The sequence below is a fragment of the Streptomyces sp. NPDC045955 genome (assembly GCF_056430805.1).
The window spans coordinates 1-16,338 of sequence record NZ_JBWKKY010000005.1 but is presented as its reverse complement, the minus strand read 5'-3'; the positions used below and the strand labels follow the sequence as shown (position 1 = coordinate 16,338).

General features: G+C 70.4%; 14 protein-coding genes and 1 pseudogene. 4 read left to right on the top strand and 11 right to left on the bottom strand.

The features are described 5' to 3' along the window. Window positions 1-34 precede the first annotated feature (34 nt). Complete coding sequence (locus AC07F0_RS11650; RefSeq protein WP_478977318.1) at window positions 35-1,552, bottom strand: MFS transporter; 1,518 nt, start codon at window positions 1,550-1,552, stop codon at window positions 35-37. Between the two features lie 100 nt (window positions 1,553-1,652). Then, on the bottom strand, window positions 1,653-3,023 hold the full coding sequence (locus AC07F0_RS11645; protein ID WP_478977315.1) for a DUF445 domain-containing protein: 1,371 nt from the start codon (window positions 3,021-3,023) through the stop codon (window positions 1,653-1,655). Window positions 3,024-3,188: 165 nt separating this feature from the next. Between AC07F0_RS11645 and AC07F0_RS11640 the strand changes: the two genes are divergently transcribed. Both AC07F0_RS11640 and AC07F0_RS11635 read left to right on the top strand, forming a co-directional pair. Then, window positions 3,189-4,523 (top strand): SGNH/GDSL hydrolase family protein, encoded by a 1,335-nt coding sequence (locus AC07F0_RS11640; protein ID WP_478977312.1) that lies wholly within the window; start codon window positions 3,189-3,191, stop codon window positions 4,521-4,523. A 282-nt stretch (window positions 4,524-4,805) separates the two neighbouring features. After that, a pseudogene (locus AC07F0_RS11635) lies at window positions 4,806-5,763 on the top strand (IS481 family transposase). Between the two features lie 228 nt (window positions 5,764-5,991). On the opposite strand, the gene AC07F0_RS11630 reads toward AC07F0_RS11635, so the two are convergent. Genes AC07F0_RS11630 through AC07F0_RS11615 form a run of 4 tightly spaced genes read right to left on the bottom strand, consistent with a single transcriptional unit; the run spans window position 5,992 to window position 9,312 of the window. After that, window positions 5,992-6,663 (bottom strand): DUF1707 SHOCT-like domain-containing protein, encoded by a 672-nt coding sequence (locus tag AC07F0_RS11630; protein WP_478977309.1) that lies wholly within the window; start codon window positions 6,661-6,663, stop codon window positions 5,992-5,994. A gap of 33 nt (window positions 6,664-6,696) precedes the next feature. Then, window positions 6,697-7,683, bottom strand: coding sequence for an ABC transporter ATP-binding protein (locus AC07F0_RS11625; RefSeq protein WP_478978200.1), 987 nt, complete (start codon window positions 7,681-7,683; stop codon window positions 6,697-6,699). 14 nt (window positions 7,684-7,697) lie between these two features. After that, on the bottom strand, window positions 7,698-8,519 hold the full coding sequence (locus AC07F0_RS11620; protein WP_478977306.1) for an ABC transporter permease: 822 nt from the start codon (window positions 8,517-8,519) through the stop codon (window positions 7,698-7,700). Next, window positions 8,512-9,312: an ABC transporter permease gene (locus AC07F0_RS11615; protein ID WP_478977303.1), complete on the bottom strand. Its 801-nt coding sequence runs from the start codon at window positions 9,310-9,312 to the stop codon at window positions 8,512-8,514. Before AC07F0_RS11615 ends, AC07F0_RS11620 begins: the two co-directional genes overlap by 8 nt. A gap of 435 nt (window positions 9,313-9,747) precedes the next feature. Here AC07F0_RS11615 and AC07F0_RS11610 point away from each other — a divergent pair, with 435 nt between their 5' ends. Then, entirely contained in the window at window positions 9,748-12,150 is a 2,403-nt protein-coding gene (locus AC07F0_RS11610; protein ID WP_478977300.1) for a transglycosylase domain-containing protein, read from the top strand. A gap of 88 nt (window positions 12,151-12,238) precedes the next feature. Here AC07F0_RS11610 and AC07F0_RS11605 read toward each other — a convergent pair whose 3' ends face one another. Together AC07F0_RS11605 and AC07F0_RS11600 are read right to left on the bottom strand one after the other, a co-directional pair. Further along, a complete protein-coding gene (locus AC07F0_RS11605; protein ID WP_010040015.1) occupies window positions 12,239-12,595 on the bottom strand; it encodes a GroES family chaperonin in 357 nt (118 codons plus the stop codon). 44 nt (window positions 12,596-12,639) lie between these two features. After that, a complete protein-coding gene (locus tag AC07F0_RS11600) occupies window positions 12,640-12,969 on the bottom strand; it encodes a DUF3618 domain-containing protein (RefSeq protein ID WP_306925833.1) in 330 nt (109 codons plus the stop codon). A gap of 95 nt (window positions 12,970-13,064) precedes the next feature. Here AC07F0_RS11600 and bcp point away from each other — a divergent pair, with 95 nt between their 5' ends. Continuing rightward, a complete protein-coding gene (gene bcp / locus AC07F0_RS11595; protein WP_436730955.1) occupies window positions 13,065-13,532 on the top strand; it encodes a thioredoxin-dependent thiol peroxidase in 468 nt (155 codons plus the stop codon). A 69-nt stretch (window positions 13,533-13,601) separates the two neighbouring features. Here the strand turns inward: bcp and AC07F0_RS11590 are convergent, their stop codons facing one another. From AC07F0_RS11590 to AC07F0_RS11580, 3 genes are read right to left on the bottom strand one after another with little or no spacing between them, the layout of a single operon-like run. After that, window positions 13,602-14,333 carry an ATP-binding cassette domain-containing protein gene (locus AC07F0_RS11590; RefSeq protein ID WP_478977297.1) on the bottom strand — a complete coding sequence of 244 codons (732 nt, stop codon included), beginning with the start codon at window positions 14,331-14,333 and terminating at the stop codon, window positions 13,602-13,604. After that, window positions 14,330-14,926: a hypothetical protein gene (locus AC07F0_RS11585; protein WP_436730953.1), complete on the bottom strand. Its 597-nt coding sequence runs from the start codon at window positions 14,924-14,926 to the stop codon at window positions 14,330-14,332. The genes AC07F0_RS11590 and AC07F0_RS11585 overlap by 4 nt, the downstream gene beginning before the upstream one ends. Continuing rightward, window positions 14,926-16,209 carry a hypothetical protein gene (locus tag AC07F0_RS11580; RefSeq protein ID WP_478977294.1) on the bottom strand — a complete coding sequence of 428 codons (1,284 nt, stop codon included), beginning with the start codon at window positions 16,207-16,209 and terminating at the stop codon, window positions 14,926-14,928. Before AC07F0_RS11580 ends, AC07F0_RS11585 begins: the two co-directional genes overlap by 1 nt. Window positions 16,210-16,338 lie beyond the last annotated feature (129 nt).

The following is a 16,338-nucleotide window of genomic DNA, read 5'->3' as shown; positions in this document are numbered from 1 at the left end:
CGGGCCGTCGCGGCGGCTCGCAGTCAGGCGAGCACTATGCCGTCGCCGTCCTGGACCCCGTCGAGCCGGAGGCCGAGGTGGAGTTGCTGTCCGCTTTGCCCTGCGCCGCCGTCAGCGGCGTGGCGATGTCCTCCAGCGAACGCCGTTCCGCACGCACCGCGAGGATCGCCGCCGCCAGGCCGGCCAGGCACATCAGGGTCGCTCCGATCTGGAAGGCGAGGACCGTGTCGCCGACCTTGCCCGTGCCGGTGAGGTCGGCGAAGAGGAGCGGGCCGCTGATGCCGCCGGCCGCCGTGCCGATGGCGTAGAAGAAGGCGATGGACATGGCGCGGGTCTCCATCGGGAAGACCTCGGAGACCGTCAGGTAGGCGCTGGAGGCGCCCGCCGAGGCGAAGAACAGCACCGCGCACCAGCATGCGGTCAGCGTGCTCGCGCTGAGCGAGCCCTGGTCGAAGAGCCAGGCCGTGCCGAAGAGGAGCAGGCCCGACAGCAGGTAGGTGCCGGAGATCATCACGCGGCGGCCGACCGTGTCGAAGAGCTTGCCCAGGAGCAGCGGGCCGAAGAAGTTGCCGAGCGCGATGACGGCGAAGTAGTAGCCGGTGCTGCCGCTCGGGACGTCGAAGAACGTCGTGAGGATCGCGCCGAAGCCGAAGGTGATGGCGTTGTAGAGGAAGGCCTGGCCGATGAAGAGGGAGAAGCCGAGGATCGCGCGGCGGCGGTAGTCGGAGAAGACCGTGCGGCCGATCTCCAGGAAGGAGACGCTGCGGCGCTGGTGGATGGTGATCTCGCCGTCCGCGCGCGGCAGCGGTTCGCCGTTCTCCTGCTCGACCTTCCGCTCGATCGAGGAGACGATGCGTTCCGCTTCGTCGTCGCGGCCGTGGATCAGCAGCCAGCGGGGGCTCTCCGGAACGTGCCGGCGGACCAGCAGGATCACCAGGGCCAGGACCGCGCCGAGGGCGAAGGTGAGGCGCCAGCCGACGTTCGCCGCGAAGATGTCCGTGTCCAGCGCGACGATCGAGAGGAGCGAGCCGCCGACCGCGCCCAGCCAGAAGCTGCCGTTGATCATCAGGTCGACGCGGCCGCGGTGCTCCTTGGGGATCAGCTCGTCGATCGCGGAGTTGATGGCCGCGTACTCGCCGCCGATGCCGAAGCCGGTGAGGAAGCGGAAGAGGAAGAACCACCAGGTGTCGAAGGCGATCGCGGTCAGGGCGGTGGCGCCGAGGTAGACCGCCAGCGTGATCATGAAGAGTTTTTTACGGCCCCACTTGTCGGTCAGCCGGCCCCAGAAGAGCGCGCCGGAGCAGGCTCCCGCCACGTAGAGGGCGGCCGCCATGCCGGTGACCTCGCCGGAGGTGATGGGCAGGCCGCTGCCGGGTTCCGACAGGCGGCTGGCGATGTTGCCCACGACGGTGACTTCGAGACCGTCGAGGATCCACACGGTGCCGAGTCCGATGACGATCGTCCAGTGCCAGCGTGACCACGGGAGGCGGTCGAGGCGGGCGGGGATGTCTGTGGTCACGGTGCGGCCGGTCCCGGCCTGTGCGGTGGTCATGGGCTCCCTCCTCGTCGAGAAGAACCCGGGTCGAGTGCCCTGAGCGGATGTGCTTACGCCCTGACACCTCGGACCACCCGTGCGTCACGTCCCGGCCGCTTCAGGCTCCCAGCGCGTGCGACACCGTGTAGATCAGCAGTCCGGCCAGCGAGCCGACCACCGTGCCGTTGATCCGAATGAACTGCAGGTCGCGGCCGATGTTCGCCTCGATCTTCCTCGTGGTGTGCTCGGCGTCCCAGCTCGCCACCGTGTCCGTGATCAGGGAGGTGATCTCCTTGCGGTAGGTGGTGACGACGTAGACGGCCGCGTCCTCCACCCACTTGTCGACCTTGTCCTGCACCTTGCGCTCGCCCGCCATCCGGGAGCCCAGCGACAGCAGGGAGGCGCGTACGCGCAGCCGCAGCTCGCTGCGCTCGTCCTCCGCCGCCGCGACGATCATGGATCGTACGGCCGTCCAGGCGCTGGCGATGAGGTCCTGGACCTCGCCGCGGCCCAGCACCTCGCCCTTGAGGCGCTCGACGCGGGCGCGGGTGTCGGTGTCGGACTGGAGGTCGGAGGCGAAGTCGGTGAGGAAGCGGTCGAGGGCGCCGCGCGCGGGGTGGGCGGGCATGTCGCGCATCTCGGTGGCGAAGCGCAGGAGTTCCTTGTAGACGCGCTCGCCGACCTTGCGGTCGACGAACCTCGGTGTCCAGCCGGGGGCGCCGCCCTCGACGGCGTCCATCACCTCGTCGCGGTGCAGCACCAGCCAGTCGTGCGCGCGGGTGACGACGAGGTCGACGACCCGTTTGTGACCGCCGTCGGCGACGACCTTCTCCAGCATCTTGCCGATGCCGGGCCCGATCTCCTGGGCGTTGGCCCGGCGCGTGATGGCCTCGCCGACCACGGCCTGGACGTCGGAGTCGCGCAGGACCGTCAGGGCGCCGCGCAGGGCGGTGGACAGCTCCGCCGTGACCCGGTCGGCGTGTTCGGGGACGGCGAGCCAGGCCCCGAGGCGGCTGCCGATGCCGACGGCGCGCAGCCGCTGGCGTACGACGTCCTCGGAGAGGAAGTTCTCACCGACGAACTCGCCGAGGGTGACGCCGAGCTGGTCCTTCTTGGTGGGGATGATCGCGGTGTGCGGGATGGGGATGCCGAGGGGGTGGCGGAAGAGGGCGGTGACGGCGAACCAGTCGGCGAGCGCGCCGACCATGCCCGCCTCGGAGGCCGCGGCGACATAGCTCGCCCAGGGGCCGGCGCCGGAGTTCTGGGCCCACTTGGCGAGGACGTAGACCACGGCCACGAACAGCAGGAGCCCGGTGGCGGTGAGTTTCATGCGGCGGACGCCGCGCTGTTTCTCCTCGTCCGCGGGGCTGAAGGTGGCCATCGCACGGTTCGTGGTGACGACGGGGCGGGCATGCTGCCCTCCGACGTCGCCCTTTTCTCCTGCTTTCGTCCGTTCCATCCGCTCCACCCGCTCGGTGATCCCGCACACATTGTCCCTTCCTGACCGACTCCTGGAACGGAACAGGAGTTCCCGGCGTCTGTCGGGAGGGGGTAATGCCACGGGGTCCGTGTGAGCTTCCCCCGGCCCATGACGCATCATGGGCATATCAGATCGGAGCCTTGGGCTCCCATCGCCCGAGGAGAACTAAACAGCATGACCCGGGGTCGTGGTTACGCCCTATTGGCCGTCGTTGTCGCAGCGATCGTGGCCCTTTCCACCGCCATATACGTCGGCGTGGCGTCCGACAGAGGTGCGCCGGCGCGCAGCGCTCTCGCCGACGACCGCCTCCCGAACAACTCCGCCGCCCCCGCCTCCACCGGCACCTGGGTCGGCACGTGGTCCGCCTCCCCGGCCGCGGCCGAGCCGGGCACGGAGACGAACGGCATGGCGGACCGTTCGGTGCGCAACGTCGTCCACACCAGCGTCGGCGGTACGAGTGCCCGCGTGACGCTGTCCAATCTCTACGGCCAGGCGCCGCTGAGCATCACGCGCGCCTCGATCGCCGTCGCCGCCGGGAGCGGCACGGCCGCCGCGCTCCAGGACACCCTGCGGCAGCTGACCTTCAACGGCGGGCCGGGGGTCGTCATCCCGCCCGGCCAGCAGGTGATGAGCGACGCGGTGCGCATCGTCATCCCGCACGACGCGGACGTCCTGATCACCACGTACACGCCGACCAGCTCCGGCTCGGTGACGTACCACCGGCACGCCCGGCAGATCTCCTACGTCGCCCAGGGCGACCACACGGCCGACGCGACGGGCACGCCCTACACCGAGCAGAGCATGTCCTGGCGGTACCTGACCGCGCTGGACGTGCTGAGCAACGAGTCCGACGGGACGGTCGTCGTCCTCGGCGACTCGCTCACCGACGGGATCACCTCAACCGCCGGTGCCAACAACAGGTGGACCGACGTCCTGTCCGACAGGCTACGCGCGGAGATCGCCGCCGGGCGGGACCTGCCCCGCTACAGCGTCGTCAACCAGGGCATCAGCGGGAACCGCGTCCTCACGGACGGGCTGGGCCGGCCGGCGGACAACCCCAGCGGACTGAACCGCTTCGGGCGGGACGTGCTGGAACGGACGAACGTCAAGGTCGTCGTCATCGACCTCGGGGTCAACGACATCCTGCGCAATCCGCGGCTCGCGGATCCGAACGCGATCGTCGGCGGGCTGCGCACGATGGTCGAGCAGGCGCATGCGCGGGGGCTGAAGGTCGTGGGGGCGACGCTGATGCCGTTCGGCGGGCACCGGGGGTACTCGGAGGCACGGGAAGCCGTGCGGCAGCAGATCAATGCGGAGATTCGCGCCGGGCGGGTGTTCGACGCGGTGGTCGACTTCGACAAGGCGCTGCGTGATCCTTACGACACGCGGCGGCTGCGGGCCGACTACGACTCGGGGGATCATCTGCATCCCAGTGACAAGGGGTATGCGCGGATGGCCGAGGCGTTCGATCTGGAGAGTCTCAAGGGGTCGGTGCCGGCGCAGCTGTAGAGCCGCCTGTTGTCCGGCCCTGGGCATGGGTGCCGAGGCGCGGGGTGGGTGCGCAGCCCGGCGTGGCGGGGTGCCGCCTGCGCCCACCCGTGCCGCCTGCGCCCACCCGTGCCGCCGGGGGGCACCTCCCAGGCCCTTGAGGCCCTGGGGGAGGCACGACTGCCCACAGGCAGCGGCGGCTAGGTGTATTGATCACGAGCGTTGTTAACGCTGGCCGGGCTTGATCATGGCGAAGGCCTCCGTGTGGTGGAGGTGTCGAATCTTCACCGCACGGAGGCCTTCATGTCCCACCGTAATGCCCGGCTGACCGTTCACGGCAAGCGACTGCTCATCGACCGCGTCCGTTCCGGCCGTCCCGTCGCGCACGTCGCCGCAGAGATGGGCATCTCCCGTCCCACCGCCCACAAGTGGATCCGACGCTGGCGATCCGAGGGCGACAGCGGGCTCTTCGACCGCTCCAGACCACCCGCGCACGACACCGCACCGAACCACTGCCACGACCGAAGCCCGCGTCTGCCGGCTGCGCCAGAACCGCAAACTCGGGCCCGCACGCCTCGGCCCGATCCTCGGTCTGCCCGCATCGACCGTGCACCGCGTCCTGGTCCGCCATGGCCTGAACCGTCTGGCCTTCCTCGACCGGCCCACCGGAGAGGTCATCCGCCGCTACGAACGCCACCGGCCCGGTGAACTGATCCACGTCGACGTCAAGAAACTCGGCCGCATCCCCGACGGCGGCGGTCACAAGGTCCTGGGCCGCCAGGCCGGCCGCGCCCGGCGCAACAGCGTGGGCTTCGACTACGTCCACTCCGCCGTCGACGACCACAGCCGCCTCGCCTACAGCGAGATCCACCCGGACGAGAAGGCCGCCACCTGTGCAGACTTCCTCCGCCGGGCCGCGGCCTTCTTCACCACCTGCGGCATCGACCGCATCGAACGGGTCCTGACCGACAACGCCTGGCCCTACCGCAAGAGCTTCGCCTGGCGGCAAGCCCTGGCCGACATCGGCGCGACCGGCAAGCTCACCCGCGCCTACCGGCCCCAGACCAACGGCAAGGTCGAACGCTTCAACCGCACCCTGCTCGACGAATGGGCCTACCTACGGCCCTACACCAGCAACACCGAACGCACCGACGCACTGGCAGACTTCCTCCACACCTACAACCACCACCGCTGCCACACCGCACTCGGCGGCCACCCACCGATCAGCCGTGTGAACAACGCTCCAGGTCAATACAGCTAAAGCCTGTTGCGAAAGTGGCCTCGTCGCCCGGGGGCGGCCGCGCGGCGTCCGGTGCGTGCTCTGGGGGTCCCCCCGGCCGAAGGCTGGGGGAGTGCCGCCCGGAAGCCCTCGTACTGGGCGTACTCGGGCTTTCGGGCGGTGCGGCGAGTGGGGGCACCGCCCACGCCCTCAAGGCAGTGGGGGAGCGTGCCGGACGCCGCGCGGCAGAGGGCACTTTCGCAACAGGCCCTAGCCTTCCAGTTGGCGGCGTTCCTCGCGGAGTCGCTTTTTCTCCGCCCGGGTCAGCTTTCGCTGGACCCCGACGCCGCCCCAGAAAGCGAAGCCGGTGATGACGACGCGGGGTGCGCCGGGGGCGCGGGGGACGCCCTCCTCCCGGTGGTCGAAGCCGCCCATGATGCCGATGCCGCGGACGACGACCTCCACGCCGGGCGGGACGATGACATCCACCCCGCCCATGATCGCGATGGCGTTGATCTCGACCTCACGGTCCGCGAAGTTCGCCTCGCGCAGGTCGATCTCCCCGCCCCCGCAGAGGGCGAGGCAGGTGAACCGCCGGGGCATCGTCCAGCGCCCCCTGCGCTGGAAGCCGGACATCACGGCCACGGCCCACGACGAGGAACCCTCCCCGCCGACGATCCGCCCGGACCAGTGCGAGCCGTCCGGGCCGGCGGCGGGTTCCTTGGCCAGGGACACGGAGGGCGCCGTGACGCCCGCGGCCGGCAGGTCCCGGGTGATCGGCGCCAGTTCGCCGTACGTCCGCGCCTGATACGTCGCGTCCAGCCGCTCCTCGAACTCCGCCATGTCGAGACGGCCCTCCGCCAGGGCGTCCCGCAGGATCTCGGCGACCCGTTCACGGTCGGCGTCGGAGGCGCGGAGGTCCGGGACTGAGTCGTCGGTCATACGCAGCAGATTACGAGTTCACCCCGCCGGGGGCTACGAGATCGCCCGCTCGGCCTGTTCCGCGTACATCTTCGCGATGACCGCCTCGATGTCCGGCTCCCGTACCGACAGGTCCACCAGCGGGTACTCCGCCGCGATCCTCGCGACGAGCGGTGCCGCCGACTCCGACGCCGGGAATGCCAGCCACTGCCGCGGGCCGTCCACCCGGACGACCCGGGCGGGTGCCGGGGCGTCGATCGGCGGCAGTTCCCGCTCCAGGTCCACCACCAGGGTCCGCTCGCTCTCCCCCGCCTCGTGCAGCCCGGCCAGCGGGCCGTCGTACATCAGGCGCCCGTGGTCGATGACCATCACCCGCTTGCACAACTGCTCGATGTCCTGGAGGTCGTGCGTGGTCAGCAGCACCGTCGTGCCGCGCTCGGCGTTCAACTCCCGCAGGAACTCCCGCACCTTGGACTTGGACACGACGTCGAGGCCGATGGTCGGCTCGTCGAGGTACAGCACCTCCGGGTCGTGCAGCAGGGCCGCCGCGATGTCGCCGCGCATGCGCTGCCCGAGCGAGAGCTGCCGTACCGGCACGTCCAGCAGGTCACCCAGGTCGAGGAGTTCGACCAGACGGCCGAGGTTCTCGCGGTAACGGGCGTCCGGGATCCGGTACATGCGGTGCATCAGCCGGTAGGAGTCGACCAGCGGCAGGTCCCACCACAGCGTCGTCCGCTGCCCGAACACCACGCCGATGCGGTGCGCGAGCCGCGTGCGTTCGCGGGAGGGGTCGATGCCGGCGACCCGGAGCCGGCCGGCGCTCGGAGTGAGGATGCCGGTCAGCATCTTGATCGTGGTCGACTTGCCGGCGCCGTTCGGGCCGATGTAGCCGACCATCTCGCCGCGTCCCACGCGGAAGGAGATCGAGTCGACGGCCCGGACCTGCCGCCGCTCCCGTTTCATGAAGCCGGTCTTCTTGCGCACGTCGAAGACCTTCTCGACGCCGTCGAGTTCGATGAACCCGCTGTCCACACCGTCCATGCCGTCCAACGCCGTCAACTCCCTGTACTCCGGTAGGAACGAAGCCCCACCCGCCACACCAACCCCGCCAGCACACAGCACGCCACCGCCACCAGCGGCGACGCGAAGGCCGTCCACTGCGGCAGCGCGATCGGGTACGGCCGGCCCAGCACATAGGCGGCGGGGACCCAGTTGACGAAAGCGAGCGGCAGCATGAAGGTCACGCCGCGCACCAGGTCCTTCCCGAACACGGTCGGCGGATACTGCAGCAGCGTGGTCCCGCCGTACGTGAACGCGTTCTGCACCTCGGCGGCGTCCTGGGCGACGATCTGGAAGGCCGCGCCCGCCACGAACACCGCCGAGAAGATCGCCGCGCCGCTGACCACCATCACCGGCACCAGCAGCACCTTCGGCGCGCTCCAGTCGACGTCGACCGAGACCAGCGCCCAGCCCAGGACCACCGCGCCCTGAGTGATCCGCCCCAGGCGGCGCAGCGCGAAAAGGTCGGCGCCGACCTGGGCGAGCACCGGCGCGGGACGCACGAGCAGGATGTCGAACGAGCCGTCGCGGATCCGGGAGCCCAGGACGTCCATCGATCCGAGCACCAGGTCGGCGATCCCGAACGCCGTCACCGACAGCCCGTACAGGAAGGCGATCTCGGGCAGTGACCAGCCGCCCAGCGAGTCGACCTGCGAGAACATCAGCAGGATCCCCACGAAGTCCAGGCCGGTCACCAGCAGGTTGCCGAACACCGTGACGACGAAGGAGGTGCGGTAGGTCATGCTGGAGCGCACCCACATCCCGGCGATCAGCCGGTAGGCCCGCAGCCCCTCCAGCAGGGCGCTCCGCTCACCCACCCTGCACCACCACCCGGCGCGTCGCGGCCGACTGCAGCAGCCGCCCCGCCGCGAGCAGTGCCACCGCCCACGCCGCCTGGAAGGCGAACGCGCCGAGCGGATCGGTCTCCCCCATCAGCACATCCGCCGGCATCTGGATCTGCGCCGCCCACGGCAGCACCCGCACGATGTCGCCGAACACACCCGGGAAGGCGTTCAGCGGCAGCACCATGCCCGAGAAGAAGATGCCCGTGATCATCAGCACCTGGTTGACGCCCATGCCGTCCATGAGCCAGAACGCGCTCAGGGCCATCAGGAAGCGGAGGGCGAAGCTGACGACCGCCGCCAGCAGCAGCGTGACCACGAAGGCCGCCCAGGGGGCGACCGACGTCGGCAGCGCCATGGGGAAGAAGACCGCGCCGAACGCGAACGGGACGACGCCCCGCCCCAGCATCTGGAACAGCGCCCGCCCCACGTCGCCCGCCAGCCACCACAGCTGGAGATCGGCCGGCCGGTACAGGTCGACGGCGATCTCACCGGTGCGGATGCGCCCCATCAGGTCCTTCTCGGCGCCGCCGCCCTGGATGGCGAGGGTCGCGTACAGGCACTGTCCCAGCCACACATAGGTCACGGCCTGCGCCTGGTCGTACCCTCCCAGATGCGGCCTCTCGTCCCACAGCGCCAGGTACGTGGAGACGAGGATGACGCCGAAGACCGTGTTGGTGAACACCCCGGCCACGGTGGCCGCCCGATACGTCGCGTACCGCCTGAAGCCCCCCGCCGCGACGGCCAGGTACAACCGTCCCGAGCCCACATCCACAGCCCTCCTCGCCGCCAGGCACCGAAGCGCAGGAGCCTAGTGGAGCGGCGATCGCGCCTGCCACGCAATTTCGAGGAGCGGCTCAGGCACCGCGGGGCGAGTTCGCACCGGCCCAGACGGTACGATCCGTTGCGTCCGCGTGGGCCGAGGCGCCCGTGGCCAGGGCGAGCAGTCGGATCGTCGTGTCGCCCTTCAGGCGAATCTCGCGCACGCAGGATCGCGATACGAACAGGCGCGCAGGATGCCGCACTTCATCCTGCGTCCGGCTGGGCGCTCGCCCGCACACAGCCCGTCCCGCCCCCGCCTCACGACACGGCCCTCGGTCCGGGAACTGATCGCCGGATGGGACAGTCTTCATCACAGGGGCGCAAGAGCGAGCAGAGACGTACGGGAACGACGTACGACGCGAAACAGGAGTCCGTGCACGACATGAGTGACGAGCCGCAGCCGCAGCAGCCGACACCGGGCTGGGCACCGAGAGAGCCGCAGGCGGACGGCGACCCGGCCGCGCCGCAGGCCCAGCCGGCCGGGAAGCCGAAGCGCACCGGCTGGCGCCGGATCATCCCGACGTGGCGCATGACGCTCGGCGCCTTCCTCGTCGTCGCCCTGCTGCTGGTCGGTGGCTTCTTCCTCGGCTACTCGCTGGTGAAGATCCCGCCGGCCAACGCGCTCGCCACCAAGCAGGCCAACGTCTATCTGTACGCGGACGGCTCGGTGATCGCCCGCGACGGCGAGATCAACCGGGAGAACGTCACACTCCCGCGGATCTCCAAGGACGCCCAGCACGCGATCCTGGCCGCCGAGGACCGCGACTTCTACACCGAGTCCGCCGTCGACCCCAAGGCCATGCTCCGCGCGGCCTGGAACACGGCCCTCGGCAAGGGCAAGCAGTCCGGCTCCACGATCACGCAGCAGTACGTGAAGAACTACTACCTTCGCCAGGACCAGACCCTCACGCGCAAGGCCAAGGAATTCTTCATCGCGATCAAGCTGGACCGCGAGGTCAGCAAGGACCACATCCTCGAGGGCTACCTCAACACCAGCTACTTCGGCCGCAACGCCTACGGCATCCAGGCCGCCGCCCAGGCCTACTACGGCATGGACGCCTCGGACCTCGACCCGGCCCGCGCCGCCTACCTCGCCGCGCTCGTCAACGCGCCCAGCCAGTACGACGTGGTCGCCCACCCCGAGAACCGCAAGGCCGCCGAGTCCCGCTGGAACTACGTCCTGGACGGCATGGTCACGAAGGGCTGGCTCAGCGAGTCCAAGCGGGCCGGCATGAAGTTCCCGGTGCCGAAGGAGTCCACCCTGTCCACCGGCATGTCCGGGCAGCGCGGCTACATCGTGCGGACCGTCAAGGACTACCTCACCCAGAACAAGATCATCGACGAGAACCAGCTCGACGCGGGCGGCTACCGCATCACCACGACGCTCCAGAAGCCCAGGCAGGACGCCTTCGTCAAGGCCGTCAACGACAAGCTGATGGACAAGCTGGACAAGAACAACAAGGTCGACACCTACGTCCGCGCGGGCGGCGCCGCCGTCGACCCGAAGAACGGCGAGGTCGTGGCGATGTACAACGGCATCGACTACGTCAAGCAGTACACCCCGAACGCCACCCGCAGGGACTTCCAGGTCGGCTCCACCTTCAAGCCGTTCGTGTTCACCGCGGCCGTCGAGAACCACTCGGAGACCCAGGACGGCCGCGTGATCACCCCGAACACCATCTACGACGGCACCAACAAGCGCCCCGTCCAGGGCTGGACCGGCGACCCGTACGCCCCGGAGAACGAGGACCAGCGCTCGTACGGTGACATCACCGTCACCGAGGCCACCGACAGCTCCGTGAACTCGGTGTACGCGCAGATGGCGGCCGACGTCGGCCCCTCGAAGGTCAAGCAGACCGCAATCGACCTCGGCGTCCCCGAGACCACTCCCGACCTCGCCGACGGCCCCGCCATCGCGCTCGGCACGGCCACCGCCAGCGTCCTCGACATGGCGGAGGCGTACGCCACGCTCGCCAACCACGGCCGGCACGGCACGTACACGATGGTCAAGAAGGTCACCAAGGAGGGCTCGCCGGTCGACCTGCCCGAGCGGCGCACCCGGCAGGCCGTGAGCCGCGAGGCGGCCGACACCACCACCTCGGTCCTGCGGAGCGTCGTCCAGAACGGCACGGCCTCCGCCGCGCAGGCCGCGGGCCGCCCCGCCGCCGGCAAGACCGGAACCGCCGAGGAGGACACCGCGGCCTGGTTCGCGGGCTACACCCCCGACCTCGCCACGGTCGTCTCCGTCATGGGCCAGGACCCGGTGACCGCCGCCCACAAGTCGCTGTACGGCGCGATGGGCCTCCCGCGGATCAACGGCGGCGGGGCGCCCGCCGAGATCTGGGCCCAGTTCACCCGGGACGCCCTGAAGAACGAGCCGGTCACCGACTTCGACCTCAGGCTCCAGCCCGGCGCCGACGTCTCGCAGGCCCCCGGCACCGAGCCCCCGGCCGACCCGACCACGGGCGGCACCACCGACGGTGGCAGCACGTCCAGCGGCGGCCAGGAGACCGGCACCGAGACGCCCGGCCAGTCCCCGAGCGCGCCCGAGGGGCAGACCGAGGGCGGCACCACCGACGGCGGCACGGGCGGCGAGTCCCCGACCGGCGGCGGCACCGCGGACGGCGGCACCGGCGACGGCGGCGCCGCCACCGACGGCGGCACCACCGGCACGACCGACGGTGGCACGACGGAGGGCGGCGGCGACGCGACCGACGGCGGGGGCACCGGCGACCCGACCGGCCCCGGCTGGGGCGTGGTCCCGCAGGGCGCCCGCCGCGAATAGATCGGTGACCGCTGGTCGCCTTCGTAACGAAGCAACGGCGAAGGGGCCGGTGACTCCCGTCACCGGCCCCTTCGCGCTGCTGTCCGGACTACAGATAGAGGCCCGTCGAGTCCTCCGAGCCCTCGAACCGGTCCGCGGCCACGGCGTGCAGATCACGCTCGCGCATGAGCACGTACGCGATACCGCGCACCTCGACCTCGGCGCGGTCCTCCGGGTCGAACAGAACCCGGTCGCCCGGCTCCACGGTCCGTACGTTCTGCCCCACCGCGACGACCTCGGCCCAGGCCAGCCGCCGGCCGACCGCCGCCGTGGCGGGGATCAGGATGCCGCCGCCGGAACGCCGCTCGCCCTCGCTGGTGTCCTGCCGCACGAGTACGCGGTCGTGCAGCATCCGGATGGGCAGCTTGTCGGGATGGGTGCTGTGCTCGTTTCTCTTGGCGCTCACGCCCTGAAACCTACCTGTCTTCCCCGGGGACGTACGCGGTCGGGTCAGCCCTTGCGACGCCGGGTGCTGACGGCGAGCAGCCCGACCACGCCGACGACGACGAGCGCGACGGGCACGACCCGCTCCAGCCGCGGCGCCCCGTCCTCGTCCACGAACCGGGCGCGCACGTCCGTGACGGCCCGGTTGACCTCCACGTACGCCCGCCCGAGGGTGTGATCGATGTTGGACGCGACCTTGGCCTTGGCGTCCCCGACGATGGTCTTCGGGTGCACCCGCACGCCGATCTCGTCGAGGGTCTCGGCCAGGGTCGCGCGGCGGCGCCTGATGTCCGCCTCGATCTGCGCCGGGGTCCTGGTGTCCGCCGTGTCCGCCACCGTGTCGCCTCCGAAGTCGGTATGAAGCCTGTGCTGGACAGTCTGTCAGCTCCACGGCTCATCGCACTGCCTCGACCCCCGGTTACCCTGGCCCGATGAGCGAGCGACTCCAGCCGGGGGACGTGGCCCCCGCCTTCACCCTGCCCGACGCCGACGGCACCGAGGTGTCCCTGTCGGACCACAAGGGCCGCAAGGTCATCGTGTACTTCTACCCGGCCGCCCTCACCCCCGGCTGCACCAAGCAGGCCTGCGACTTCACGGACAACCTGGAGCTGCTGGCCGGCGCGGGCTACGAGGTGATCGGCATCTCCCCCGACAAGCCCGAGAAGCTGGCCAAGTTCCGCGACAAGGAGTCCCTGAAGGTCACGCTGCTGGCCGACCCGGACAAGCAGGTCCTGGACGCCTACGGCGCCTTCGGTGAGAAGAAAAATTACGGCAGGACCTACATGGGCGTGATCCGCTCCACGATCGTCGTGGACGAGGAGGGCAAGGTCGAGCGCGCGCTGTACAACGTCCGGGCGACGGGTCACGTGGCGAAGATCATCAAGGATCTGGGGATCTGATCCGGTCGAGCGGGGCTCGGAACCGATGCGGGCGGAGATGATCTCGGCCCGCATCGGAGACCAGGCGGGTCAGGCCGACTCGAGCAGGGTCGTGTAAGCCCCCTCGGCCGCCCGGCCCTGCGCCGTACCGGGCGGCGTGTGGGCGAGGAACTCGCTGGTGGAACCGCTCTGCACGAGACGTCCGCCCACCAGAACAGACACGTGATCGGCCTCTTCGGCGAGGTCGGTCACGTCGTGCGTGGACAGCAGGATGCGGACCTCGTCCTTGACCGAGGCGAGGAGATCGCGGAAAACCCGTCGCTGACGCGGGTCCATGCCGGCCGTGGGTTCATCCAGGAGGAGCACCCGTGCGTCGTGGACCAGCGCACAGGCCACCCCCACCCGCCTCAGCTGGCCGCCCGAGAGCTGGCCGGTGCGGGTGTCGGCGCGCTCCGACATCTCGACGCGGGACAGCGCCCGAGGAGCGTTGGCCCAGGCATCGCCCCGGCTCATCCCCTTCAGCCAGCCCACATAGGCGACGTACTCGCGTGCCGTGAGCGAGGGCAGGGGGGTGATGTTCTGCGGCATCCAGGCCACCGTCCGCCGGTAGTCCTTGCTCTTCGCGTCAAGCCCGTCCCACGTCACGGTTCCCCGCTGCGGCGCGGTGACGGCAGCGGCCAGCTGCAACATGGTGGACTTCCCGGCCCCGTTGGGTCCGAGCAGGATGGTCAGTCCGTCCGGAAGGCGGTAGTCGAAGTTCTTCAGCACGGCAGCCCGCCGTCGGCCGTAGGCGAAGGTGCAGGAATCGAGAACAAGCGTCATGCGGCTCTCCGTGCGATGCGGTTCGGTGGAAGGAGGTGGGCGCCGACGCCGACGGTGAGCATCAACAGGGCTCCCGTGGTGGCGTACCAGGTGCCGGGCGGTTCGAGGAGTACGGTCCACGGGTAGGCGTCGCCGGGCGCTCTCATGCCGAACAGCACGCCGAGCAGCGGCCACAGTGCGGGAACGAGGACGGCGGATCTCCCGAAGAGAGCCCCGCACAACAGGGTGAGGCCGGCGAGGAAGGCCGTGTTGCGGCCCAGTGTCTCGGCCGACGCGGCCCCGGTGATCATGGCGATCACCTCGCCCACGGCACATGCGAGTGCCACCACGCCGAGTGCGAGCAGGACGTCGAGGAACCTGACGGGTCGGATTCCGGTGTTCTCGGCGGCGTCCAGCCGGGTGTGCAGACAGTCGAAGAGGACCGAGGTCAGCACGAGCGGGACGAGGGTGGCGGCCTGCACGATCTCGGCGCCGCCGGACCAGATGGACGGCAGGAAGAGAGGGGTGTCCTGGACGATCGCCGCCAGCAGCGCGAACATCAGGAAACCCAGGGGCAGCCGGGTGTGGGCGCGGCGGGCACGCAGCCACCACATCACGTTGTTTTCCCGCCTTCCCGGCAGGCCTGCGCCACGGTCGTCTCGTACCAGGCCATCTGCTGGGCCTCGCTCAACCGCAGAACCTTCCCCACCCGGTCCTGGAGACGGCTGCGTTCCTGCGGGGCGAAATCGGGTTCGGTGCTGAGCCGTCTCAAGTAGGTGTCCGCCTGCCCGACTTTGGAGGACACCCAGTAGTACACCTGGCGGGCGGGACCGGTGGCGGGAGGGGCGCATTCGAAACGCACCACTTCGCGGGCGATCTGGTAGCGAACGGTGCCGGTCGCCTGGCCGACCCCGAGCGGGACGGTCCAGTCGTCCTTCGTGGACGGTTCGGGGTACCGGAGGCTGAGGGAGATGTCCCTGATGGACGTCGGCTCGGCGGGCAGACCGGCTCGGCGCAGGATTGCCAGCGTCGCCGCCGCTTCCTCGGAGAGAGCGGAGATGTGCTCGGCGCGCGCCTCGGGCAGACAGATGCGGGGGGACTGGCCGGCACAGGCGATCGAGCCGTGACCGGTGCTCCGTGGGCCTACGTAGCTCCAGTTGCTGACCAAGGAAAACGATCCGAACGCGCAGGCGAGGACGAGCGCTCCCGCCACGGCTCCTCGCAGCCGGCGGGAAACAGGCGCCCAGAGCAGGACCATGGCGACGGCGCAGCCGACGGCGAGCAGGAGGGGAGCCGCGAGGCCGGCGGCCGTGGGCAGCTCACCGAACATCATCTTTCCGGCGAAGAGGCCGGTGAGGTGCCGGGGCCACGGGGTCTCCAGGCCCGTGGACCAGCCGACGACCAGGAAGTCGGTGACCGCGATGATCGGCACCACGGCGATGTGCTTGACGGTGGCTCCGACGGCGAATCCGACGATGCCGTGGGCGACGCAGAGCACCAGTCCGAAGGCCAGCAGCGCGAGGCCGGGCAGGTCGGGTGCGACCTGCTCCTGGACCAGGGCGCACAGCGCCGGAAGGATGAGGAGCAGCCAGGCCAGTGCGATCACGGGAGACAGGTGCTGTGCGGCGATGGTATAGCGGGATCGCACCGCCCCCAGCCTCCAGATTCCGGAGGCTCCCAGCTTCCGCGCCTCCCACGCGGCGAGACCGGAGGCAACCGCGAAGGCCACCGGCAGCAGGTTGCGCAGCACCGCGTCGACCACGGTCGCGGAGTAGCCCAGCGGATCGATGCGGAGGTCGTCACCGAGGTCGGTGGCGTAGTAGGCGAACACGAGGAGCAAGGCGACAGGCGCGACCCGCAGCGCGCTGCTGGACCTGATGAGGGTGAGGGGTTTCACTTCTTGGCTTCCTGGAGCGGTCCGAACAGGGGGCGTGGGGGGGGGGGGGGGGGGGGGGGGGGGGGGGGGGGGGGGGGGGGGGGGGGGGGGGGGGGGGGGGGGGGGGGGGGGGGGGGGGGGGGGGGGGGG

Excerpts from the sequence above, each read along its gene's own strand:
- AC07F0_RS11650 (WP_478977318.1), bottom strand. The coding sequence starts at position 1,552 with ATGACCACCGCACAGGCCGGGACCGGCCGCACCGTGACCACAGACATC.
- AC07F0_RS11640 (WP_478977312.1), top strand. The coding sequence starts at position 3,189 with ATGACCCGGGGTCGTGGTTACGCCCTATTGGCCGTCGTTGTCGCAGCG.
- AC07F0_RS11630 (WP_478977309.1), bottom strand. The coding sequence starts at position 6,663 with ATGACCGACGACTCAGTCCCGGACCTCCGCGCCTCCGACGCCGACCGT.
- AC07F0_RS11625 (WP_478978200.1), bottom strand. The coding sequence starts at position 7,683 with ATGGACGGTGTGGACAGCGGGTTCATCGAACTCGACGGCGTCGAGAAG.
- AC07F0_RS11610 (WP_478977300.1), top strand. The coding sequence starts at position 9,748 with ATGAGTGACGAGCCGCAGCCGCAGCAGCCGACACCGGGCTGGGCACCG.
- bcp (WP_436730955.1), top strand. The coding sequence starts at position 13,065 with ATGAGCGAGCGACTCCAGCCGGGGGACGTGGCCCCCGCCTTCACCCTG.
- AC07F0_RS11590 (WP_478977297.1), bottom strand. The coding sequence starts at position 14,333 with ATGACGCTTGTTCTCGATTCCTGCACCTTCGCCTACGGCCGACGGCGG.
- AC07F0_RS11585 (WP_436730953.1), bottom strand. The coding sequence starts at position 14,926 with ATGTGGTGGCTGCGTGCCCGCCGCGCCCACACCCGGCTGCCCCTGGGT.